General features: G+C 62.1%; 22 protein-coding genes. 8 read left to right on the top strand and 14 right to left on the bottom strand.

What is annotated here, in order from left to right; all coding sequences use genetic code 11:
• Positions 1 to 11: 11 nt before the first annotated feature.
• The 4 genes from frr to rpsB form a co-directional block, all read right to left on the bottom strand.
• Positions 12 to 572 (bottom strand): ribosome recycling factor, encoded by a 561-nt coding sequence (gene frr, locus QZ634_RS07150; RefSeq protein WP_291986784.1) that lies wholly within the window; start codon positions 570 to 572, stop codon positions 12 to 14.
• Positions 573 to 583: 11 nt separating this feature from the next.
• Positions 584 to 1,306: a UMP kinase gene (gene pyrH / locus QZ634_RS07155; RefSeq protein ID WP_291986786.1), complete on the bottom strand. Its 723-nt coding sequence runs from the start codon at positions 1,304 to 1,306 to the stop codon at positions 584 to 586.
• A gap of 41 nt (positions 1,307 to 1,347) precedes the next feature.
• Complete coding sequence (gene tsf / locus QZ634_RS07160) at positions 1,348 to 2,241, bottom strand: translation elongation factor Ts (protein WP_291986788.1); 894 nt, start codon at positions 2,239 to 2,241, stop codon at positions 1,348 to 1,350.
• Positions 2,242 to 2,352: 111 nt separating this feature from the next.
• Positions 2,353 to 3,096 (bottom strand): 30S ribosomal protein S2, encoded by a 744-nt coding sequence (gene rpsB / locus QZ634_RS07165; RefSeq protein ID WP_291986790.1) that lies wholly within the window; start codon positions 3,094 to 3,096, stop codon positions 2,353 to 2,355.
• Between the two features lie 355 nt (positions 3,097 to 3,451).
• On the opposite strand from rpsB, the gene map reads away from it, so the two are divergent.
• The 7 genes from map (at position 3,452) to QZ634_RS07200 (ending at position 13,131) form a co-directional block, all read left to right on the top strand.
• Entirely contained in the window at positions 3,452 to 4,264 is an 813-nt protein-coding gene (gene map, locus QZ634_RS07170; protein WP_291986792.1) for a type I methionyl aminopeptidase, read from the top strand.
• On the top strand, positions 4,261 to 6,843 hold the full coding sequence (locus QZ634_RS07175) for a [protein-PII] uridylyltransferase (protein ID WP_291986794.1): 2,583 nt from the start codon (positions 4,261 to 4,263) through the stop codon (positions 6,841 to 6,843). Before map ends, QZ634_RS07175 begins: the two co-directional genes overlap by 4 nt.
• Positions 6,844 to 7,219: 376 nt before the next feature.
• On the top strand, positions 7,220 to 7,573 hold the full coding sequence (locus QZ634_RS07180; RefSeq protein ID WP_291986796.1) for a hypothetical protein: 354 nt from the start codon (positions 7,220 to 7,222) through the stop codon (positions 7,571 to 7,573).
• 37 nt (positions 7,574 to 7,610) lie between these two features.
• Positions 7,611 to 7,862 (top strand): HPr-rel-A system PqqD family peptide chaperone, encoded by a 252-nt coding sequence (locus QZ634_RS07185; RefSeq protein WP_291986798.1) that lies wholly within the window; start codon positions 7,611 to 7,613, stop codon positions 7,860 to 7,862.
• A complete protein-coding gene (locus QZ634_RS07190; protein ID WP_291986800.1) occupies positions 7,859 to 8,833 on the top strand; it encodes an HprK-related kinase A in 975 nt (324 codons plus the stop codon). The genes QZ634_RS07185 and QZ634_RS07190 overlap by 4 nt, the downstream gene beginning before the upstream one ends.
• The gene (locus QZ634_RS07195) at positions 8,830 to 9,939 is read left to right on the top strand and encodes a nucleotidyltransferase family protein (RefSeq protein ID WP_291986802.1); all 1,110 of its coding nucleotides are present in this window, start codon (positions 8,830 to 8,832) and stop codon (positions 9,937 to 9,939) included. The genes QZ634_RS07190 and QZ634_RS07195 overlap by 4 nt, the downstream gene beginning before the upstream one ends.
• 69 nt (positions 9,940 to 10,008) lie before the next feature.
• The gene (locus QZ634_RS07200; RefSeq protein ID WP_291986804.1) at positions 10,009 to 13,131 is read left to right on the top strand and encodes an error-prone DNA polymerase; all 3,123 of its coding nucleotides are present in this window, start codon (positions 10,009 to 10,011) and stop codon (positions 13,129 to 13,131) included.
• Between the two features lie 28 nt (positions 13,132 to 13,159).
• Here QZ634_RS07200 and rimO read toward each other — a convergent pair whose 3' ends face one another.
• Positions 13,160 to 14,485, bottom strand: a complete 1,326-nt coding sequence (rimO, locus tag QZ634_RS07205; RefSeq protein ID WP_291986806.1) for a 30S ribosomal protein S12 methylthiotransferase RimO — start codon at positions 14,483 to 14,485, stop codon at positions 13,160 to 13,162.
• 113 nt (positions 14,486 to 14,598) lie between these two features.
• Positions 14,599 to 14,817, bottom strand: a complete 219-nt coding sequence (locus QZ634_RS07210) for a hypothetical protein (RefSeq protein ID WP_291986808.1) — start codon at positions 14,815 to 14,817, stop codon at positions 14,599 to 14,601.
• Between the two features lie 457 nt (positions 14,818 to 15,274).
• Between QZ634_RS07210 and QZ634_RS07215 the strand changes: the two genes are divergently transcribed.
• Positions 15,275 to 16,087 (top strand): DUF2189 domain-containing protein, encoded by an 813-nt coding sequence (locus QZ634_RS07215; protein ID WP_291986810.1) that lies wholly within the window; start codon positions 15,275 to 15,277, stop codon positions 16,085 to 16,087.
• 29 nt (positions 16,088 to 16,116) lie between these two features.
• Here QZ634_RS07215 and QZ634_RS07220 read toward each other — a convergent pair whose 3' ends face one another.
• The 8 genes from QZ634_RS07220 to rpsA form a co-directional block, all read right to left on the bottom strand.
• The gene (locus QZ634_RS07220; protein ID WP_291986812.1) at positions 16,117 to 16,902 is read right to left on the bottom strand and encodes a 3'-5' exonuclease; all 786 of its coding nucleotides are present in this window, start codon (positions 16,900 to 16,902) and stop codon (positions 16,117 to 16,119) included.
• Positions 16,903 to 16,996: 94 nt separating this feature from the next.
• Positions 16,997 to 17,896 carry a cysteine synthase CysM gene (gene cysM, locus QZ634_RS07225; protein ID WP_291986814.1) on the bottom strand — a complete coding sequence of 300 codons (900 nt, stop codon included), beginning with the start codon at positions 17,894 to 17,896 and terminating at the stop codon, positions 16,997 to 16,999.
• On the bottom strand, positions 17,889 to 18,893 hold the full coding sequence (gene rfaD, locus QZ634_RS07230) for an ADP-glyceromanno-heptose 6-epimerase (protein ID WP_291986816.1): 1,005 nt from the start codon (positions 18,891 to 18,893) through the stop codon (positions 17,889 to 17,891). Before rfaD ends, cysM begins: the two co-directional genes overlap by 8 nt.
• Before the next feature lie 9 nt (positions 18,894 to 18,902).
• Positions 18,903 to 19,835: a D-glycero-beta-D-manno-heptose-7-phosphate kinase gene (gene rfaE1, locus QZ634_RS07235; protein WP_291986818.1), complete on the bottom strand. Its 933-nt coding sequence runs from the start codon at positions 19,833 to 19,835 to the stop codon at positions 18,903 to 18,905.
• 83 nt (positions 19,836 to 19,918) lie between these two features.
• Positions 19,919 to 21,088, bottom strand: coding sequence for a lipopolysaccharide assembly protein LapB (lapB, locus tag QZ634_RS07240; protein WP_291986820.1), 1,170 nt, complete (start codon positions 21,086 to 21,088; stop codon positions 19,919 to 19,921).
• Positions 21,089 to 21,253: 165 nt separating this feature from the next.
• Complete coding sequence (locus QZ634_RS07245; RefSeq protein WP_291867824.1) at positions 21,254 to 21,538, bottom strand: LapA family protein; 285 nt, start codon at positions 21,536 to 21,538, stop codon at positions 21,254 to 21,256.
• A gap of 65 nt (positions 21,539 to 21,603) precedes the next feature.
• Entirely contained in the window at positions 21,604 to 21,897 is a 294-nt protein-coding gene (locus QZ634_RS07250; protein WP_043565383.1) for an integration host factor subunit beta, read from the bottom strand.
• Between the two features lie 9 nt (positions 21,898 to 21,906).
• Entirely contained in the window at positions 21,907 to 23,604 is a 1,698-nt protein-coding gene (gene rpsA, locus QZ634_RS07255; RefSeq protein WP_291986822.1) for a 30S ribosomal protein S1, read from the bottom strand.
• Position 23,605: the final 1 nt, after the last annotated feature.

Below are 23,605 nucleotides of genomic sequence, written 5' to 3' on the forward strand. Positions count from 1 at the left end.
GTCCGCTAGCCCTAGATAGCCATCAACTCGGTTTCCTTGTGGCTGAGTTGCTGATCGATTTCCGCGACATGGCGGTCGGTGAGTTTCTGAATGTCGTCCTGAGCGCGGTGCTCTTCATCTTCGGAGCACTCCTTGTTCTTGAGCATTTCTTTCAGTGTTGCAATGGCGTCCCGCCGCAAATTCCGAATCGCCACCTTGGCACCTTCGGCCTCGGCCTTCACCACCTTGATCAAATCGCGCCGCCGATCCTCGGTCAGCGCCGGCATCGGCACCCGGATCAGATCCCCTTGCGACGATGGATTGAGCCCCAAATCACAGTCACGAATGGCCTTCTCGACCTTTGCCGCCATGCCTTTTTCCCAGGCCTGAACACCTAGCGCACGGGCATCGATCAAGGTCACGTTGGCGACAGTGTTGATCGGCACCATCGAACCATAGTATTCGACCTGCACGTGGTCGAGCAGCCCTATATGAGCACGCCCGGTGCGCACCTTGGCGAGGTCCACCCGGAGCGCCTCCAGGGACTTCTGCATCTTCTTCTCTGTAGCCTTCTTTACATCTGCTATGGACATCTTGGTCTCCGTCAGCAATACACCAGGGTGCCTTCATGCTCCCCCATCGTAACCCGCTGCAAAGCGCCCGTCTTGAAAATCGAGAAGACGTTGATCGGCAATTTCTGGTCTCGACAGAGCGCGAAAGCAGTGGCATCCATCACCGCCAGGTTCTGGGCGATCGCCTCGTCGAAGCTGATCCGGTCGTAGCGAATGGCCAGAGGATCCTTCTTCGGGTCTGCCGAGTAGATGCCGTCGACCTTGGTCGCCTTGAGCACGATTTCAGCACCGATTTCTGCGCCACGCAAGGCGGCGGCCGTATCGGTCGTGAAGAAGGGGTTTCCCGTGCCACCGGAAAAGATCACCGTCCGACCCTGTTCCAGGTAGCGAATGGCCTTGGCACGGATGTACGGCTCGACGACCTGCTCAATGTTCAGTGCCGACTGAACGCGCGAGGCCATTCCGGCCGAGCGCATGGCATCGTGCAGGGCCAAGCCGTTCATCACCGTCGCCAGCATCCCCATGTAGTCCGCCTGAGCCCGGTCCATGCCGGACGCGGCGGGGGCAACACCGCGAAAGATGTTGCCACCGCCGATCACCACGCCGACCTGCACACCCATGTCGACGATCACCTTGATTTCAGCAACGATTCCGGAAATCGTCTGCCGGTTAATGCCGTAAGCATCAGAGCCCATGAGGGCCTCACCGGAGAGTTTGAGCAGGATGCGCTTGTATCTTGGCGATTTATTGGACATTGGCGTCTGGCTCCATGGTCGGTGTGGCTACGGGTCTTCGCTTACTTCTGGGCCGCAGCGGCCTGGGCAGCCACCTCGGCCGCGAAGTCGTTGCTCCTCTTGGCAATGCCTTCGCCAACGACGAACAGCGTGAAACCCTCAACCGATGCCCCTTTGGCCTTGAGCAACTGGGCGATCGTCTGCTTGCCGTCTTCGGCCTTGACAAAGACCTGGCCAAGCAGGGTCACCTCATTGAGGAATTTCTGCACCGTGCCCTCGGCGATTTTCTCCAGCATCGCTTCCGGCTTGCCGGCTTCTTTTGCTTTCTCGACAGCGATGCGCCGCTCGCTCTCGATCAGATCAGCGGCGACCCCCGTCGAATCCAGCGCCTTCGGCTTGCCGGCGGCGATCTGCATTGCCAGATCCTTGCCCAGTTGCTCGTCACCACCCTGAAAATCGAGCAGGACGCCGATCTTGGCGCCACCATGAATGTACGTAGCGAGCCTGCCCTTGGCCTGCATGCGCACGAAGCGCCGAATCGACATGTTCTCGCCAATTTTTCCGACCAAGGCGGTACGCGTCGACTCGACGGTCCCATCACCCAGCGGCAAGGCCGACAAGGCCGCCACGTCGGCCGGATCGTGGCTGGCGACCAGCGCCGCACTATCGCTGGCCAGTTTCAGAAACTCGTCGTTCTTGGCGACGAAATCGGTCTCAGAATTGACTTCGATCAGAACACCAACCTTGCCGTCGTCCGACAGATGAACTGCCACCACACCCTCGGCGGTAATTCGGCTTGCGGCCTTGCTCGCTTTCGAACCAAGCTTGACGCGCAGAATTTCTTCAGCCTTGCCAAGGTCACCAGCAGCCTCGGTCAGCGCCCGTTTGCACTCCATCATCGGCGCGTCGGTTCTCTCGCGCAACTCTTTCACCATACTTGCGGTAATTTCCGCCATTGCAATCTCCACTTGTGGACACGGCCGGAAGTGCCGGCCGCGCCTCACTGAACAGTTCAGGACACACAGGCCGGGGGCGACAGCACGCCGCTCGGCCGCAGCAAGCGACGATCAGTCGTCGCTGGCCTCTTCAATGAACTCATCGCCAGAAACCGCTTCGATGACCTCCTCGACAAACTGGCTGCGCCCCTCGAGAACGGCATCGGCGACACCGCGCGCGTACAGACGGATGGCGCGCGAAGAATCATCATTACCCGGGATGACGTAGTCGACGCCGTCCGGCGAATGGTTGGTATCGACAACCGCCACCACCGGAATACCCAGCTTGCTGGCCTCGGTTATGGCGATCTTGTGGTAGCCGACATCAATCACGAACAGCGCATCGGGCAAGGTCGCCATATCCTTGATACCACCGATGGACTTGAGCATCTTGTCCAGTTCGCGCGTGGTCATCAGCGCCTCTTTCTTGCCCAGGCGCTCCAGAGAACCATCTTCGACCATACCTTCCATCTCTTTGAGGCGCTTGATCGACTGCTTGATCGTCTTGAAGTTGGTCAGCATTCCACCCAACCATCGCTGGTCGACGTACGGCGAAGTGCAACGAGAGGCTTCCTCGGCCATGATTTCGCGCGCCTGGCGCTTGGTCCCGACAAACAGAATGTTGCCCTTGTTCGCGGACAGCTTGCGAACGAAGGTCATGGCTTCGTTGTACTTGGCAAGCGTCCTTTCCAGGTTGACGATATGAATCTTGTTGCGGGCGCCAAATATGTAGGGCGCCATCTTGGGGTTCCAGAATCGTGTCTGGTGGCCGAAGTGAACGCCGGCCTCGAGCATCTGACGCATCGTTGTAGACATATTTTTTTACTCTCACTATCAGGGTTGGACCACCATTCGCCCAGCTACAGCCTGCCGTGTTGTGTTGGCAGGCACCCTTGAACAGGCGAATGTGCGAAATGAAGCGTGCCGCGGTCGGCACACCCGGCGTAGCACAGCGGCACGCCTTCCTGCTTTGCTGACCGCGGCCAGCAAAACCGGGCGATACTACCATCAATGGCGCCTGTAGTTCAATTGACGTCGTAGGTCGTTCGCCGGTCGCGGATCTGCCGCGCCGAAGAAAAGTTCACGCCGCACTGTCAGCGCTCGGCAAATTGCCTAAGCGGGTGGCTTCCTTTATCCTTGCTCCTCCTACACTTGGCGGCGACAAGAACGCATGAGCGTCACACTCAAAACTCCCCCGGAAATAGAAAAAATGCGCGTCGCGGGCCGGCTCACGGCCGAAGTGCTCGACTTCATCACGCCGTACCTCAAAGCGGGAATCACGACCGGCGAGCTTGATCGCCTCTGCCACGACTACATGGTCGATGTTCAGGGCAGCATTCCGGCGCCACTCAACTACGCTCCGCCGGGCTACCAGCCTTACCCGAAGTCGATCTGCACCTCGGTAAACCACCAGGTTTGTCACGGCGTTCCCGGCGATCGCCAACTGAAGAACGGCGACATCGTCAATCTTGATGTCACGGTAATCAAGGACGGCTATCACGGTGACAGCAGCCGCATGTTTCAGATCGGGGAAACCTCGGTTCAGGCGCGGCGACTGTGCGAGATCACCTTTGAATGCCTGTGGCTCGGCATCGCGCAGGTACGCGCCGGTGCGCACCTCGGCGATATCGGCCATGCCATTCAGCAGCAGGCCGAAAAATCGGGCTACTCGGTAGTCCGCGAGTTTTGTGGTCACGGCATTGGCACCAAATTTCACGAAGAACCGCAGGTTGTTCATTATGGTCGCCCGCACACGGGCCTCCAGTTGCAGGCGGGAATGGTTTTCACCATCGAACCGATGATCAATGCCGGCAAGGCGCCGATCAGGACCATGGCCGATGGCTGGACCATTGTGACCAAGGATCACAGCCTGTCGGCACAATGGGAGCACACCATCCTGGTGACCGAAACGGGTTACGAAGTACTCACCGTATCCGCGGCTACGCGCCCGCCACCCGACGGAATCCCCGGGCACAGGCAGTGAACACCGATATCGTCGACCCGCTGGCGCTGGTCGCGCACTACCGCTCACGCCTGCAACTGGGCCAAGCGGCGATTCGCGAGCGCTATCTCGCCAGCAGCGACGCGCCGCGCCTGTTGCACGAGCGTTGCGCTCTGATCGACGAAGTGCTCTGCGACCTGTGGCAATCGCTGCACCTGCCGGCGTCCCTGGCTCTGCTCGCCGTCGGTGGCTACGGGCGTGGCGAGCTCTATCCAGCGTCGGACGTCGACCTGCTGCTGCTTCTCCCCGCACCGCCCGACGGCAATTTGACCACGCAACTGGAACAGGCGGTCACCCTTTGCTACGACATCGGCCTGGAAATCGCTCCCAGCGTGCGCACCGTCGACGAGTGCGCACAGGCCGCGGCAAGCGACCTCACGATTCAGACGGCGCTCCTCGAAGCGCGCCTGCTGATTGGCAGCAACCAGCTCTTCGAACAGTTCTCGACCGGACTCGAAAAGATCCTTGATCCACTCACTTTTTTCGAAGCCAAACGTAGCGAACAGGACGAGCGCCATCTGCGCTATGACGATACCCCCTACAGCCTGGAACCCAACTGCAAGGAAGGTCCGGGCGGGCTGCGTGACCTGCAGACGATACTGTGGATTGCCAGTGCGGCGGGTTACGGTTCCACGTGGGCCGAACTGGCGAGATACGGTTTCCTGACCCACGAAGAAGAAGCACAGCTGCAACGGAGCATCAAGTTCCTGCAGCAGTTGCGGACCCGTCTGCACGTTCATGTCGGCCGCCGAGAAGATCGACTTCTCTTCGACTACCAGACCGCCCTCGCGGAGCAGCTTGGCTACCGGGCAACCGCAACCCGGCGGGCCAGCGAACTGCTGATGCAGAAGTACTACCGGACGGCGAAAGAAGTCACCCAGATCAACACCATCCTGCTACTGAATATCGGTGCCGCCATATCGCCGCTGCCGGATCAACCACCACAGCCAATCAACGAACGCTTCCAGAATACGCACGACTTTCTCGACGTCGCCGATGACCAGATCTTCCACCGCGAACCGGCAGCCATCCTCGAAGCCTTCCTGCTGATGGAAAAGAATCCAGCACTGCAGGGCATGACAGCACGCACACTGCGCGCGCTGTGGCACGCGCGCACGCTGATCAACGACGAGTTCCGCCGCGATCCCGCCAATCGCGCACGCTTTCTGGAGATCATGCAACAGCGACGCGGCGTGCTGCATGAACTCCGGCGCATGAACCAGTTCGGCATTCTCGGCCGCTACCTGCCGAATTTCGGCAAGATCGTCGGCCAGATGCAGCACGATCTGTTCCACGTCTATACCGTAGACCAGCACATCCTGCGCGTCCTGCGCAACCTGCGACGCTTTCTCGCCGACGAGTTCACCCACGAGTATCCGCTGTGCAGCGAGTTGATGAGCGATTTCCGCCGTCCGTGGGTGCTCTACGTCGCGGCCCTGTTCCACGACATCGCCAAGGGACGAGGGGGCGACCACTCGCGCCTCGGCGCCGTTGATGCGGCCCGGTTCTGCACCGACCACGGCCTCGCTGCAGCCGACAGTGAACTCATCGTGTGGCTGGTAGAGCAGCATCTGCTGATGTCCACCGTCGCCCAAAAGCAGGACATCGGTGACCCCGAAATCATCGGCGCATTCGCGGCGACGGTAAAGGACCCGCGCCACCTCACTGCGCTCTACCTATTCACGGTCGCCGACATTCGCGGCACCAGCCCGAAGGTCTGGAACAGCTGGAAGGGCCAACTCCTTGAACAACTGTTCAGGGGCACCTGCCGAGCGCTGCTGGCCGGCGGTGAAGCGCCCGTCAGGCAGGGCCTGATCGAGGAACGCCAGCAAGAGGCGTTGCGCCTGCTGCGCTATTTTGCACTTCCCGACGCGGTACACGAACGCCTGTGGAAACAGCTTGACACCGTGTACTTCCTGCGCCACTCCGCGGAAGAGGTGGCCTGGCATACGCGCGCCCTGCACTATCGGCCGGTGGTCGAACAAGCGGTCGTCAAAGCGCGCATCAACCCGCAGGGTGAAGGCCTGGAGGTGATGATCTACGCGCAGGACCAACCCGATCTTTTCGCGCGTCTGGTCGGTTTTTTTGGTCGCGCCGGTTATACCATTGTTGACGCCAAGATCCACACCACCCGTCACGGCTACGCGCTGGACAGCTTCATGCTGCTCAACCTTGGCGAACTTGGCAGCGATCGCGCGATGATCAGCTACATCGAGCACGAACTGCAGGAACGGCTGAGTCGCCCGGCTCCGCCCGAGGCCCCAGGCAACGGGCGTATCTCGCGACAGGTAAAGCACTTCCCGATACACCCGCTGGTGACCATCGAACCGGACGAGAAAGGCGCGCATTACGTGCTATCGGTGAGCGCTGCCGACCGCCCCGGCCTGCTGTACACGATCGCCATGACTTTGGCCGCACATGGTGCTAATCTACATACAGCAAAGATTTCCACTCTCGGCGAACGGGTTGAGGATACCTTTCTGATCAGCGGCGGCGACCTCGGCATGACGGCCAGCCGCATCAAGCTGGAAACCGAGTTGCTGGAGCGTTTGAAACTCTAACAGCGCTCGCCTTCGGCGCGTGGAGATAAGACACGTGTCGCAAATCTACCCGAAACAAGAAAAGCGATGACCGCCTCGACATGGGGGGACGGAGATCGACTGTCGGTTTTTTTTACACATGACCATTCTGAACAATGCCATGAAACCAAGCCTTTCTTCCAATTCAATGCTTTAAAAGGTGATTTGGGCGCCTACAAAGCCCTGGTACAGAATTTGCTTAAACATTATTCAAGCGCCTTAAAGCGATGGAAGCTTGAATGCCGAGGTCGGAGAAAGACTGCTTCTCTGGCAACTGTGTGATTTTGTCCGCAATGCTTCCGGAGCACGAAAGCTAACATACGAGCGTCAGAGCAGAAATCGATCTCAAGGAAAGCACATGTCAATGACCGAATCGGAACGAACCAAGCTACGGCGGCGGCGCTTGCTCAAGAGTGCGGCTGCGGTACCGGCAATTTTCGTCCTTCCTGCCGGCGCAGAAGTGGCAAACAGCAGCCTGAACGCCTGCGTTGCCAGGGGTTTCCCGCCGGGCACTGCAACTCCGGCCAACCCGATCCCGGCGGCCAGCCACGACCAGTGGGTACGACGTTTTCAGGCCGCCGGTCCGAACGACAACCCTCCGGCAGGAAACTATCTGCAGTTCGTCGATGGCAAACCGGTGGCTACCGCGTCATGCTGGAACTCGGTCCACCCGGGCGGACCGCTCGCCAACGGCGATAATCTGATTAGCTGAGCAACCCGACGATTTTCTGCATCGCCAAGCTAGGTCGATGACGCGCCTGCTCTACCGCCAACTGGGCGACGGTGCTGTCGTATTCGACACGGCGAGTTGGCATACCCATATTCTCACCCCGGCGGCCGCGGTCATTTTCGAAGTATTTGCGGAAGCCGGCAATGGTCAGGCAATAGCAGAAAGCCGTGCGCTCGAGCTGCTTCGCGAAGAGCTCGATGTAGACCCGGGCAGCCCGGAAATGCAACAGGTGTTGCGTTCTCTTCAGGAGATGGGCATGCTTGCTGGATGACCAGCCAGCAACCGCAGGAACCGCAGCACCCCCAGCCCACCCGCATCAGAGATCTGCCCCTTACCCTGCTCGAAAAGCGTTTTTCAACGGCCTCTCTGGCGCTCGACTACGGCGCCGCAATCGTCAGGGTTCGCTCACGCCTCGGCGTCTTCGTGCGTGATTTCCAGCAGGTCTATGGCGCGTTTGCAGTGGCCGACGCCCCCCCCTTCGCGGATTTCCATACCGAAGTCTGCGGCGGCCAGGGACTGCGTTCCTTCCTCAGACCGCAATCCCGTTTCCTGATCGACGGCATTCAGCCTTTTGACCCCTTTCCCAAGGCGCAGGCACTGCCGCACTTTGAATGGGGCGTGAACTGGTGCTTTGCGCAACGCTTCAACCAGCACGTACTGCTCCACGCCGGCGCCCTGGCCCTGGGCGATCGCGCGGTGATCATGGCCGCGCCGCCAGGTGCCGGCAAGAGCACGCTGACCGCGGCGATGATGCTGCGCGGGTTTCGCATGCTGTCCGACGAGTTTGGAGTACTCTGCCCACGCACCGGCAAGCTGTGGCCGATGCTCAAGCCGGTGGCGCTGAAGAACCGGGCGGTCGATGTGATCCGTGATTACGCCGATAACGCGATTCTTGGCCCGCTCTACAAGGGAACGCGCAAAGGTGACGTTGCGCATCTGGCCCCGCTGGCGGCCAGCGTGGACGCGCGACAGCGGCCCGCTCGACCGTGCCTGCTGCTCTTCCCAAGCTTTCGCGACGGCGCCACGCTGAACATCCGACGTCTGCCTGGCGAAGAAGCGTTCGCGCGCGTGGCGTTCAACAGCTTCAACTACGCCCTCCTCGGCCAGATCTCCTTCGCTGCCGTCGCTGAAGTCGTCGCGGCATGTCCGGCCTTTGCGCTGGAGTACAGCAAGCTTGACGAAGCCATCGAAGCGATACGCACGATGATCGCCGAATCGACCAGCGATGCGGTGGCCGCATGATCGCTCTGGGGCCCGCCGACTCCTGCGTGCATACGCTGCTGGCGTTGCTCGCCGACCCGCACCAGGTGCACAGTATTGGCCTACCGGATTGGGACAAGACGATTCGTCTTGCTCGCCAGGCAAGGCTACTTGGCGTCCTCGCGCAGCGCATCCAGTCGCACGACGAACTTCTGTCGGCGGTGCCCGAGTGCGTCCTCGGCCACCTGCGCTCGGCGACGGTCTATTCGGCGCATCGGGGGCACCTGCTGCACATGGAGTTGACGGCCCTGGCCAAGGCACTGCCCCCGGAACTGCCGGTGGTCGTCCTCAAGGGGGCCGCCTACATGCTGCAGAAGCTTGACCTGGCACGTGGCCGCCTGCCCAGCGACGTCGACCTGATGGTTGCTCACAGCGACCTCGACCGGGCCGAGGCGGCGCTGCGCAGTGCGGGCTGGGAGTTCGAAGAAATCGACGCCTATACCGAGCGCTACTATCGCCAATGGAGCCACGAACTGCCGCCGCTGCGTTTTCCCGGACATCCGCTCGAAGTCGACCTGCACCACACGATCACCCCGGTGACCGGTCGACTGAAGCCGGACACGACGCTGCTGTTTGCCGACTTGCAAGCGCTCCCCGGCGAGCGCTTCCTGGTACTGCACCCGCTCGATCAGATCCTGCATGCGGCGGTTCATCTGTTCCAGGATTCCGACTTACAGGCACATCTGCGCGACCTGGTCGATATCGACGGACTGCTTCGCGCCCACGTTCATTCGCACGACGACTGGCAGGCGCTCGCGGCACGCGCCGTTCAGCACCGGGTCGAGCGCCCGCTGTGGTACGCGCTGCGTTACTGTCGCGCCTGGCTGGCAACGCCGGTTCCCGAGGCTCTGCCATTGGCGACCCCGCCGGCAGCAGTGATTCGACTGTTTGACTGGGTCTTCCCACGCTGCACCCTACCGCGAATTCCGGATCAGCCAGCGGGCATTTCGCGACGCACCGCTGCGCGCCTGGGCTCGCTCCGCCACCAATGGCTGCGCCTGCCGCCTGGCTTGCTCGTTCGTCAATTTGCCCACAAAAGCATGCGCGCCTTGCGAGCACGGCCCACGCTCCGACAGCAGAGCGAGTAAGCGCCTGCGGAAAGACGCCGGACAGACGATATACTGTGTATCTATACAGTTTTTGTGCCGTCTCCCGCCATGTCTGATTGCCTGCCTGCCTACGCCGAACTTCACTGCTGCTCCAATTTTTCCTTCCTGCGCGGCGCCTCGCATCCGGAAGAACTGGTCGAACACGCGCAGGCGCTCGGCTACAGCGCGCTGGCCATCACCGATGAAGCATCGCTGGCCGGTGTCGTGCGGGCGCACGGGGCAGCCAGCGCGTGTGGCCTGCCGCTGCTCATCGGCGCCGAATTTCATTTTTCCGATGAAGCCGGCGCCGGTCTCCGGCTGGTCCTGCTGGTACAGAACCGAGCCGGTTACGGCAGGCTCTCGACGCTGATCACCCTGGCGCGGCGACGCTCACCCAAGGGCCAATACCGCCTCTACCGTGGCGACCTCGAGACCGCCGGCGATTTTGCCGGCAGCAGCGGCGCCCTGCCCGACTGCCTGGCGCTGTGGATCCCGGGCGCTGGCGCCAGTGTGGCCGACGGTCGTTGGCTGGCGGCGCGCTTCCCGGCCCGCTCCTGGCTGGCCGTCGAACTGCATGCGGGGCCCGATGACAGGACACGCCTGACCATGCTGCTCGAACTGGCCACGGCCAGCGGCCTGCCGGCAGTCGCTGCTGGCGACGTGCACATGCACCGGCGCGCGCGCCGCCCGCTGCAGGATACGCTGACCGCGATCCGCCTGAAGAGCACTCTCTTTGCCGCCGGTCACGCACTCTTTGCCAATGGCGAGCGCCACCTGCGCAACCGTCTGCGACTGGCACGGCTTTACCCGCCCGAGCTTCTCGCCGAAACACTGACCATCGCCGCGCGCTGCCAGTTCTCGCTGGCCGAACTGCGCTACGAATACCCTGACGAAGTGGTACCGGCCGGCCAGACGGCGCCGGCTTTCCTGCGCGCCGAAGTCGAAAAAGGGCTGCGCCGACGCTATCCGGGCGGGGAAGCAGCAGCGGTGCGCGAGCGCGTCGAACACGAACTCGCGCTGATCGGCGAACTCGCCTACGAAGCCTATTTCCTGACCGTCTACGACCTGGTCAATTTTGCCCGCAGCCGGAACATTCTTTGCCAGGGACGCGGCTCGGCCGCCAACTCGGCGGTCTGCTACTGCCTGGGGATCACCGAAGTCGACCCGGCACGTTCGCGGCTCCTTTTCGAGCGCTTCATTTCGCGGGAACGTGGTGAGCCGCCGGACATCGACGTCGATTTCGAACACCAGCGGCGCGAAGAGGTGATTCAGTACCTCTACCAGCGCTACGGGCGTGAACGCGCCGCACTGACGGCAACGGTGATCACTTACCGGACACGCGGCGCTATGCGCGACGCCGGCCGCGCCCTCGGTTTCGGCAGCGCCCAGATCGACGCACTGACCGCCTCGTTGGCGTGGTGGGACAAGCGCGAGCAACTGCCCGAACGCCTGCGCGCAGTCGGCCTCGACCCGGCGGCGCCGCGCGTCGCCAAGTGGCTGGCACTGGCCGAAGCGCTGCGCGGTTTTCCCCGCCATCTCTCGCAACACGTCGGTGGCTTCGTCATCTCGCGCGGCCCACTGGCACAGCTGGTGCCGATAGAGAATGCCACCATGCCCGAGCGTACGGTGATCCAGTGGGACAAGGACGATCTCGACACACTCGGACTGTTGAAAGTCGACATCCTGGCCCTCGGCATGCTCTCGGCGATCCACCGGGCGCTGGATCTGGTCGGCATTCACTTGCCGGATGTACCGCCCGAAGACCCGGCAGTCTATGACATGCTCTGCGCTGCCGACACGATCGGCGTCTTTCAGATCGAATCGCGTGCGCAGATGGCCATGCTGCCGCGCCTCAGACCGCGCAGTTTCTACGACCTGGTCATCGAAGTGGCGTTGGTCAGGCCGGGCCCGATCCAGGGCGACATGGTCCATCCCTACCTGCGTCGCCGGCACTGCCAGGAAGCCATCGAGCCGATGCGTCCGGAAATTGCCGCCGTCCTCGGGCGCACCTGCGGCGTGCCGATTTTCCAGGAACAGGTGATGCAACTGGCGGTCGTCGCCGGCGGCTTCACTCCCGGCGAGGCCGATCAACTTCGTCGGGCGATGGCCGCCTGGCGACGCAAGGGCGGGCTGGACCCTTTCGAAGAGAAGCTGATCACCGGTATGCGCCAGCGTGGCCATGACGAAGCCTTCGCGCAGCGCGTCTTTGCGCAGATTCGCGGTTTCGGCGAATACGGTTTCCCCGAATCACACGCCGCCTCGTTCGCCTTGCTGGTGTACGTCTCGGCCTGGCTCAAGCGCCATCATCCGGCGGCTTTTCTCTGCGCACTGCTCAACAGCCAGCCGATGGGCTTCTACTCCCCTTCCCAATTGCTGCAGGACGCGCGCCGGCATGGCGTCGATGTGCGGCCGGTGGCAGTCAATGACAGCGCCTGGGAAGCGCGACTCGAAAGCGCCGGCGGTGAGGCGGGAACGGTGGCCAGCATGCCTGCCGTCCGCCTCGGTCTGGGCAGTATTTCCGGCCTGCCGCAGGCCGCTGCCGCGCGTCTGCTCGAAGCCCGTCGGCAGCAACCGCTGCGCAGCGTTGCCGAGCTCGCCACACGCGCCCAGCTGACCGACAAGGATCTCGCACTGCTCGCCTCCGCCGGCGCCCTGGCCAGCTTTGCCGGCCATCGTCGGCAAGCCGCCTGGTCAGCCGCCGGCGCCAAGCTGCAGCGCGACCTGCTGGGCAGCATACCGCCGCCGGAAGAGGCTGCCGAGCTCGCCACGCCATCCGAGGCCGAGGAGCTGATTGCCGACTACGCCGCAACCGGCTTCACCCTCGGTCGCCACCCCCTGACGCTGCTGCGCAACCGACTCAGTGCGCAGCGCTTCGTTTCCGCCAGCGAGCTGCAGAATGCGCCCGACCGCCAGCTCGCTCGCGCCGCCGGAATCGTCACCTGCCGGCAACGACCAGGCACCGCCAGCGGCATTGTTTTTGTCACCCTGGAAGATGAAACCGGGCTGGCCAACATCGTCGTGCACTCGCGGCTGGTCGAGCAGCAGCGCCACGAACTGCTCGGCGCCCGCCTGCTCGGCGTTCTCGGGCAGGTACAGCGCGAAGGTCAGGTCGTCCATCTGGTGGCCAAACGGCTTGTTGACCTGTCTTCCTTGCTTGGCCGCCTGCCAACCGCGAGTCGCAATTTTCATTGACCGCCAGGACGAGCGGACGGCCAGATCGTCAGGCGGCGCGAGCAACGATCTCGGCGTACAGGTCGTGCTCGTCGGCGTCGACCACACGCACGCGCAGGAAATCGCCGGGTTCGGCGTCGAAGTACTCGTTGACGAAAACCAGGCCGTCGATTTCCGGCGCGTCCGCCGCCGAACGGGCAATCGTTCCGTCGTCATCGACCTCGTCGACCAGGACCTCGATCTCTCGTCCGATCTTCGCTGCCAGCAACTCGGCCGAGATATCCTCCTGCAGCTCCATCAACCGCCGCTTGCGCTCCTCGCGAACCTCCTCCGCCACCGCGCCGGGAAGCGCATTGGCCGCCGCGCCGTCGACCGCCGAATAGGCAAAGCAACCGACGCGATCCAGGCGAGCCTCGGCGATGAAAGCCAGCAATTCCTCGAACTCGGCTTCGCTCTCACCAGGAAAACCGGTAATGAAAGTGCTGCGCACCGTGATGTCCGGACAAACCGCCCGCCACGCCCGCAGCCGCTCGAGATTGTTCTCGGCACTCGCCGGTCGCTTCATCGCCTTCAGCACGCGCGCACTGGCGTGCTGGAAAGGCACGTCGAGATACGGCAGGATTTTTCCTTCGGCCATCAGCGGCAGCAACGCGTCGACGCTCGGGTAAGGATAAACGTAGTGCAAACGCACCCAGATCCCGAGTTCCCCCAGTGCTTCGCAGAGCTCGCGCAGCCGGGTGCGCAGCGGCCGGCCGCTGGCAAATCCGGTTCGATACTTGACATCGACGCCGTAGGCGCTGGTGTCCTGCGAAATGACCAGCAACTCCCGAACACCCGCGTCGGCGAGATTCCTTGCTTCCTGCAACACCTCGCCAATCGGTCGGCTGAGCAGCGGGCCGCGCATGGACGGGATGATGCAGAAGGTACAACTGTGATTGCAGCCCTCTGAAATCTTCAGGTAGGCGAAATGCTGCGGCGTCAGCTTGATGCCCTGTGGCGGGACCAGGCTGACGAACGGGTCGTGCGGCTGTGGCAGGTGCGCATGCACGTGCTGCAAGACCTCGTCGGCTGCATGCGGACCGGTCACCGCCAGAACCTGCGGATGCGCCTTGCGAATCACCTCTTCCCGGGCCCCCAGGCAACCGGTGACGATCACCTTGCCATTCTCGGTCAGCGCCTCGCCAATGGCGTCGAGCGACTCCTCGACGGCAGCGTCGATGAAGCCGCAGGTATTGACGACGACCAGATCGGCGCCTTCATACGAAGGCGAGATCAGATAGCCTTCGGCACGCAGCTTGGTGAGAATCTGTTCGGAATCGACGAGAGCCTTCGGACAACCCAGCGAAACGAAACCGATGTTTTTCGGCTTTGACATGGCAGACCAGTGATGTTGAGTAGCCCGCCAGTATACCGTCAGCCCGGGGCGATTCAGGTCTTATGCAAGGCGCGCAGTCGTCCGGCGCCAATTCCCGCGCGGGATTTCCGCGATCACCGGCGCAAGCGCCCGGAACCGCCCGCACCGCCTTGGGCGACGAGCAGCAGGAAACAGCCAATGACGACGGCGGCAATGCCTGCCTGCAGCAGCGTCCCCAACTGGAAGCCCGCCAGCCAGTAATTGCCGAGCAGACGCGCGACAGCAGAGACGACGCACAGCAGCAGGCCAGCGAAGCCGACCGCGCGCCCCAACAACAGCAGAAGACCATCCATTTTTTACCCTTTTTTGCGTGGAGAACGAATTGCGTTGCCCTATCATGAGAGGAACAAGCGACGTGATTCGCTGACCGAGAAAGCACCGTCAGCGAAGCGTAGAGAGGGCGCCGACCGGCCCGATTGTAAGCGAGGCCCGTCCGGAGTCAAGGAGAGAAGCACGCGACGGCGTGCCCTACTGCTCGCCACCCCCCAGCAGCGCGACGATCGGCCACTGCGGCGCGGGTCTCGGCAAAAGGTTACGAACGCTGCACAGTGTGCTATATAAACGACGCACCGTTCATTGCGTCACGGTATACGCAGCATTCAATCCTTCGGCAGCCCTTGGGCGGTTCCCGCGAAATCCTGTAAGGAGTGGCCGCCAGCCCGAGGATGTTGGGGCGATTCGGCCAGAGAAGCCGGAGAGCCATCGCTGCAGGGGAGCACGAACCAGGAACAAGCCAGAGGAGAGCCGTCGATGAGCGAAACTGAACCGCCAGCCAGCGAGAACCGTGCCAGCCGCTTCCCGGTCATCCGCAGCGTAAAAACCGGCGCCGTCATCGGCTGGATGCGTGGCGGCTGGCATGACCTTCGCCGAGGAGGCCGGGCCAGCCTGTTCTACGGCAGTTGCTTCGCTATCGCCGGTTGGCTGATGCAGATCGTTTTTGCCGAAGCCTACGCGCTCTTCGCAGGCCTGACGACAGGCTTCCTGCTGGTCGGCCCGTTCCTTACGCTGGGACTCTACGACCTCAGTCGACGGATCGAATTCGGCACGCCCCCGCGACTGCTACCGACGCTCGCCGCCTGGCGTCCGAACCTGCCCAATGTCGGTCTCTTTGCCGCCCTTCTGGCCATCGTCTTGCTCGTCTGGGCACGCGCATCGATCATCGTTTTTGCCCTTTTCTTTACCGGCGGGTTTCCGACCTTCGGCAATGTCGTGCATACCGTTCTGACTTTCGAGCAACTCGACTTCGCGCTGGTCTACTTTGCCGTCGGCGGTTTCTTCGCGATGTTCGTTTTTGCGATCAGCGTCATCGCCGTACCCCTGATGTTCGACCGCAAGACAGACGCCGTCACCGCGACCATCGCCAGCCTCGTCGCCTGCGGTCGCAACCCGGGCCCGCTGCTGCTTTGGGGAACGTGCATCGGAATCCTTGGCATCATCGGCTTCGCGACCTTTTTTGTCGGCCTGATCATCACCATGCCGCTGGTCGGACACTCCACATGGTATGCGTATCGGGATATCGTCGCCCCTGAAGAGGACGAACAAGGCGCAGCGGCCGCCGCTTGAATGGTGGTGGTTCCCGCGCGTCCCCGCCGCTACTCCCAGGCGGCGAGGAACTCCTGCCAGTGCGGCTTGCCGATCTTCGCCAGTTCGCCGCGCACGAAAGATATCTCGGCATCGTACTCGGCGCGAGACAACTCGCCACGCATCAGACGAAAGCGGACCGAAACAAGGTAGGTATTGAGCACGTCTGTCTCGCAGTAGTCGCGCACGTCGGACATTCCACCCGCCAGCCACGCCTGCCACACCTTGCCGCCGTCCATGCCCAGTTTGCCGGGAAAACCGATCAGCTTGGCAAGTTCATCGAGACGAACGCTGGCCCGCGGCTGATACATGGCCAGCAGGTCCATCAGGTCGAGATGGCGCGAGTGGTAACGGCTGATGTAGTTGTTCCACTTGAAGTCGCGGCTATCGGCGTAATCGCCGTCACCGAGGTCCCAGTAGCGCGGCGCCATGACGCCATGGATGAGCCCCCGATAGTGGAGCACCGGCAGGTCGAAGCCGCCCCCATTCCAGGAAACGATCTGCGGCGTGAACTTCTCGACGCCGTCAAAGAAACGCTGGATGATCTCGCCCTCGCCCTGCTCGGGCTCGGCCAGAGACCAGACGCGGAAGTCCCTGCCGGCGCGCAGCGCACACGAAATCACCACCACCCGCTGCAAATGCAGCGGCAGGAAGTCGTTGCCGTGCGTGGCGCGACGGTGCTGGAAAGCCAGTTCGGCAACCTCGTCGTCGGACAGTGCCGCGTCGAGATCGTGCAGCCTCCGCAGACCTGCGACGTCCGGGATGGTTTCGATATCAAAGGCGAGAACGGGTTTCATCTGGCACAGTCAGCACATTCGGCGCCCGTGGCCGGCGAAGGCACCGGGACGCGCACGACCAGGCGGTAACTGCGCTCACCGCCGGCGACCGGCTTCACGCGGGAAAGACGCCCGTCGACAGGTAGCGATCACCGCGATCGCAGACGATGCTGACGATGGTCGCGTTCTCGAGTTCGCCAGCCAGGCGCAAGGCAACGGCCAGCGCGCCACCGGAGGAGATGCCCGCGAAAATGCCTTCCTCGCGCGCCAGCCGCCGGGTCATCTCCTCGGCCTCACCTTGCGAAACCGACTCGATACGGTCGACGCGAGCGCGGTCGAAAATCTTTGGCAGATAAGCTTCCGGCCATTTACGAATACCCGGAATCTGCGAACCATCCTCGGGCTGGCAACCGACGATGCAGATGCCCGGGTCTTGCTCCTTGAGAAAACGCGAGACGCCCATGATCGTTCCCGTGGTCCCCATGCTGCTTACGAAATGGCTGATTCGACCTTCCGTCTGGCGCCAGATCTCGGGCCCTGTCCCGGCGTAGTGGGCGAGCGGGTTGTCCGGGTTCGCGAACTGGTCGAGGATGATTCCGCGCCCATCGTTGCGCATGCTTTCGGCGACGTCGCGCGCCACTTCCATGCCCCCATCGCGCGGCGTCAACACCAGTTCGGCGCCAAAAGCACGCATCGTTTGCCGACGTTCGACGCTCTGGTTCTCGGGCATGACCAGGATCATGCGGTAGCCGCGCATGGCAGCCGCCATCGCCAGCGCAATGCCGGTATTGCCGGAAGTGGCCTCGATCAGCGTATCACCGGGCTTGATATCGCCACGCTGCTCGGCGTGGACGATCATTGACAGCGCCGGCCTATCCTTGACCGAACCCGCCGGGTTGTTGCCCTCAAGCTTGGCCAGCACGATGTTCCCGCGCGCGTCGCAAGCGGCGCCCGGCAAACGCTTCAGGCGCACCAGGGGGGTGTCGCCGACGCTGTTCTCGAGCGTCTTATACACTGTCGCCCAGCCATTTGACGTACTGCGGCACCGCTTCTTCGACGCTGGAAAAGCGGTGCTTGTAGCCGGCCTTGTGCAGTAGCGAGAGATCGGCCTCGGTAAAGTTCTGGTACTTGCCGCGCAGATCCGCCGGAAAAGGGATGTACTCGATCAGGCCTCGCTTGACCAGTTCGGCGAGCGGCAGCGCTTCGTGTCCAGCCAGCGCCCGGCAGGCATTGACGTTGGCCACGGCCAGCTCGTTGAAAGTCTGCGCACGACCGCTGCCGACGTTGTAGATTCCCGACCTGTCCGGATGATCAAGGAAGTGCAGATTCACGCGCACAATGTCGCCGATGTAGACGAAATCTCGCCGCTGCTCGCCGTCGGCGTAGCCATCGGAACCTTCGAAAAGCTTGACCCGGCCCTCGCGCTGATACTGGTGAAAGTGATGGAAGGCGACCGACGCCATCCGCCCCTTGTGCGATTCGCGTGGTCCGTAGACGTTGAAATAGCGAAAGCCGACCACCTGCGAGCTGCACGCGTCGGTCGCCGCGAGGCGCTGGCGAACGATCTGGTCGAAAAGGAACTTCGAATAGCCATAGACGTTCAGCGGCGCCTCATACTGCCGCTCTTCCCTGAACACGCCGCCGCCGCCATAGGTCGCCGCACTCGAAGCGTAGAGAAACTGCACTTCCTGATCGAGGCACCAGTCGAGAATCGCCAGCGAGTAGCGGTAGTTGTTCTCCATCATGTAGCGACCGTCGCTCTCCATGGTGTCGGAACACGCGCCCTGGTGGAGGATGGCATCGACATCGCCATCGAAATCGCCGGCAATCATACGGTCGATGAACTCGTTCTTGTCGATGTAATCGGCAATCTCGCAATCGACGAGATTCCTGAACTTGTCGGCCTTGCTGAGATTGTCGACCGCAATGATCCTGCGCACGCCGCGTTCGTTGAGCGCCTTGACCAGATTGGCGCCGATGAAACCGGCGGCGCCGGTGACGATGGTGTACATGGATCTACCTCACTTCAATGCAGCATCAAGCTCGTCACGGCCGACCACCGCCGTCCCGAGTTTACCCACGACCACGCCGGCGGCGACGTTCGCCGCATGCACCGCATCCGCCCAGCCAGCCCCTCCCGCCAACATCACGGCAAGCGTCGCGATGACCGTATCACCGGCGCCGGAAACGTCGAAGACCTCCCTCGCCACCGCCGGCTCGTGAACCGCTCCTGCCGCGTGGAAGAGCGACATCCCCTCCTCGCTGCGTGTCACCAGCAAGGCCTCCAGGCCCAGCTCGCGGCGCAGCGCCTCGGCCTTCCGGGCAAGGCCGTCATCGTCCTGCCAGCGACCGACGACTTCACGCAACTCGGCACGATTCGGGGTGACGATGGTCGCCCCGGCATACTTTGAGAAATCGTCACCTTTAGGATCGACGAGAACTTTCTTGCCGGCAGCACGTGCCATGCGGATCATCTCGGCAATATGCGCCAGCCCGCCCTTGCCGTAGTCGGAGAGAATCACCGCATCGCAATCGGCCAGACGCGACTCAAACTCGACCAGCTTGGCGCGCAACACCTCGTGCGACGGCGAGGTCTCGAAATCAATACGCAGGAGCTGCTGCTGGCGGCCAATGACGCGCAGCTTGACCGTCGTGCTGATCGCCGCGTCGACATGCAAGCTGACGTCGATGGCGCTGGCTTCGAGCAGGCGCTGCAGCTGCCGCCCGGCTTCGTCGTCGCCGACGACCGACAACAGGCTGACCCGTGCCCCCAGCGCGGCCAAATTGCGGGCAACGTTGGCAGCGCCCCCCGGACGCTCCTCGCTACGCGACACTTTGACCACCGGAACCGGTGCTTCGGGAGAGATGCGAGCGACCTCACCAAACCAGTAGCGATCGAGCATCACATCGCCGACGATCAGCAAGCGTGCGGACGCCACGCTAGCAAATGGCATCACGGTCCCTATCGGCAAGACAAACTGGGCTCGCCGAACTGGCTTGCCCGGTAGCCAGCACGGTGGCAGGCAACATAGAACTCCTAGGGTGTCAGGTCGAACTCTTCGGTCCGCTTCGGCGAGTAGGTCTCCCAACCGCCGCAGGCCGGACAGCGCCAGTAGAACTGACGCGCCTTGAAGCCGCAATTATCGCACCGATAGCGGGCCAGGCGACGCGTGTAGCCATGCACGATCCCTTTCGCCAGATCCAGGTCGGGGCGAATGTCGGGCGAGGCAAAAAGCAGCCTCGCCTCGAGGAGCTTGTCAAAGCCAAGCAGGGTCGGATTGCGCCTCAACTCGTCGCGAACCAGCCGGTAAGCGGCTTCTGGCCCGCCGCTCTCGAGTTCCAGCTGGAAGACGACGTCGAGCAGGTCGAGCGACGGGTAGTGATCAAGATAGCCGCGCAGCAGCTGCAGGCCCGCCTCACGCCGATCCAGCTTGCGAAAGGCATCGAGCAAGCGTTTGGCGACCAGCGCCAGATAGACAGGATCCTGCTGTTCAATGCGCTGCCATGACGCAATAGCGGCGGCGAACTCATCCTGCTGGAACTGCAGATCGCCCAGGAGAAGGCTGGCGCGGACGCACTTGCGGTTGCGCTCGAGCGCCGTCTGCAGAAAGCTTGCCGCCAAATCCGGGCGCGAACGCATCATCTCGGCGGCGGCCAGTTCGCAGTAGTATTCGGCGATTTCCTTGTGCGACGCAAAATCCGGCAGCTCCGAGGCGATCGCGATCGCCTTCTCCCAGTCCTTCTCCAGCTGGTAAATCTCGAGCAGATTGCGCTTGGCGTCCTCAGCCAGTGCCGAGTCGCGCAGCTTTTCGAACACCGATTCCGCGCCGTCGAGCAGCCCGGCTTTCAGGTAGTCCTGACCCAGTTCGGCCAGCGCCTGCAGTTTCAAATCCTGCGGCAGATCGTCGCGCTCGACGAGATTCTGGTGCATGCGAATAGCGCGCTCGGTCTCGCCGCGGCGACGAAACAGGCTACCGAGCGCAAAGTGAATTTCGATCGTCTGCGGGTCGACCTTGACGGCTTCGACAAAGGCCTCGATCGCACGATCGGGCTGCTCGTTGAGCAGGAAGTTGAGGCCCTCGAAATACGAACGTGGAAGGGTCCGCGATTCCTTGACCAGATGCCGGATATCAACACGCGCCGCGGCCCACCCCAGCCCGAAGAAGAGCGGAAAAAGCAGCAGCTGCCAGTACTCGAACTCAATCATCCGGAGAGCGCAGCGGCGGCGCACACCCGCCGCTGAAGCAAGGAGTGAAGGTGGCGCATGCGCTTCCCACGCCATGCGGGGAGCAGTACTGCGCACCGCTTATCATCAGATGGAGGAGGCGCCTGGCGATCGCCAGCTCACCCTGTGCCAGCTTTCCGGACAGACTCACATCTGGCTCTCGCGATGGCCGACGAGGCGTGCCCGGGCCTGGCCCAACTCGCGCTTCAATCTGGCCACCTCGCGACGCCGACCAAGCAGGGAAGCGAGCAGAAAGAGCATGCCGGAGGCGACACCGGCAGCAAAGAAAACGAACAGAACGATCGCCAGAGGAGCTTGCCATGCGGCATCAAGAAAGAAACGGACGCCGACTGGATCCGTGTTTCTGAGCGCAAACGCAAGAAGAAAGAGAAACAGGGCAAATCTCAGGATCCACAACAACCAACGCATCATCAGCTTCCCATAGGAAACGGGCGGCAACACTCGTTGCCGCCCGCAATAAGACATAGCCTGACCATTCAGATCACTTCCAGCGAGCCATCGACGCGCTCCCGCAATTCCTTCCCGGCCTTGAAATGCGGCACCCATTTCTCCGGAACGTCAACTTTCTCACCGGACTTTGGGTTCCGGCCAACACGCGGTGGCCGGTAATTCAGCGCAAAACTCCCGAAGCCGCGAATCTCGATGCGATCGCCCCTGGACAGGGCTTCGGACATCGCATCGAGAATCGTTTTCACCGACAAATCAGCGTCCTTTGCGACCAGTTGGGGAAAGCGCCCGGCCAATTGACCGATAAGATCCGACTTGGTCATTCTCTAACCCTACTGGGGGTTGTTGAGCTTGGCCTTCAGCAAGGCGCCAAGGTTGGTGGTACCCGAACTGGCACTGCTGTCCGCAGAAAACTTCTGCATCGCCTCGTGCTGCTCGGCCTGATCCTTGGCTTTGATCGACAAGCTGATCGAACGCGTCTTGCGATCCACATTGATGATCATCGCTTCGACGGTGTCACCGTCCTTGTACACCTTGGTCAGATCGTCGATGCGATCGCGTGAGACTTCGGAGGCACGCAGATAGGCTTCCATGTCACCATCGAGCATCACCACCGCGCCCCGTGCGTCAACCGACTTGACGATTCCGCGGACAACGCTGTTCTTCTCGTGGGTAGCGATATAGCTGGTGTAGGGGTCGCCATCAAGCTGCTTGATACCCAGGGAAATCCGCTCCTTGTCGGTATCGATCGCCAGCACCACCGCGTCCACCTCGTCGCCCTTCTTGAAGTTGCGAATCGCTTCGTCACCTGGCTGCGACCACGAGAGGTCAGAGAGGTGAACCAGGCCGTCGATGCCGCCGGGCAGACCAATGAACACGCCAAAATCGGTGATCGACTTGATGCCGCCGCGCACGCGGTCACCCTTCTTGTAGTTCATCGAGAAATCGTCCCACGGGTTGGCAGCACACTGCTTCATACCCAGCGAAATGCGGCGGCGGTCTTCATCGATCTCGAGGATCATCACTTCGACTTCATCACCCAGCTGAACGACCTTGGACGGGTGAACGTTCTTATTGGTCCAGTCCATTTCGGAGACGTGGACCAGCCCTTCGATGCCCTGCTCGATCTCGACGAAGGCACCGTAATCGGTGAGGTTGGTAACCTTGCCGAAGAGGCGAGTCGTCGCCGGGTAACGGCGGGAAATACCGACCCAGGGATCTTCGCCCAGCTGCTTGAGACCAAGCGAAACGCGGTTCTTTTCCTGGTCGAACTTGAGGATCTTGGCCTGCAATTCGTCGCCCACGGCGAGAACTTCGGAGGGGTGACGCACGCGACGCCATGCCAGATCGGTAATGTGCAGCAGGCCGTCGATACCACCGAGGTCGACGAAAGCGCCGTAGTCGGTGATGTTCTTGACCACACCCTTGACGATACTGCCTTCCTTTAGCGCAGCAAGGAGTGCATCGCGCTCTTCTCCGACACTCGCCTCGAGGACGGCACGCCGCGAAACGACGACGTTGTTGCGCTTGCGGTCGAGCTTGATGACTTTGAATTCGTAGGTCTTGCCTTCGTACGGGGTGGTGTCCTTGACTGGACGCATATCGACCAGCGAGCCGGGCAGGAAGGCACGCACGCCGTTGGTCATGACCGTCAGGCCACCCTTGACCTTGCCGGTAATCGTACCGGACACCAGGCTACCGTCGTTCAAGGCCTGTTCAAGCGCGTTCCACGCCGCGACCCGCTTGGCGCGGTCGCGCGACAGCCGCGTTTCGCCAAAACCGTTCTCGAGCTGCTCGATGGCGACCTGCACGAAGTCACCAACGCCGACTTCCAGCTCGCCCTGATCGCTCAGGAATTCTTCGAGGTCAATGTAGCTTTCCGACTTGAGGCCGGCATTGACCACGACAAAGTTCTGGTCAATACGCACGACTTCGGCAGTGATGACCTCGCCGGGGCGCATCTCCTGACGGCCGAGGCTTTCCTCGAAAAGGTCGGCAAAGCTTTCTTCCATGGTGGGATTGTCTGACATA

Source organism: Candidatus Accumulibacter sp. ACC007 (assembly GCF_907163205.1).
Lineage (GTDB): Bacteria > Pseudomonadota > Gammaproteobacteria > Burkholderiales > Rhodocyclaceae > Accumulibacter > Accumulibacter regalis.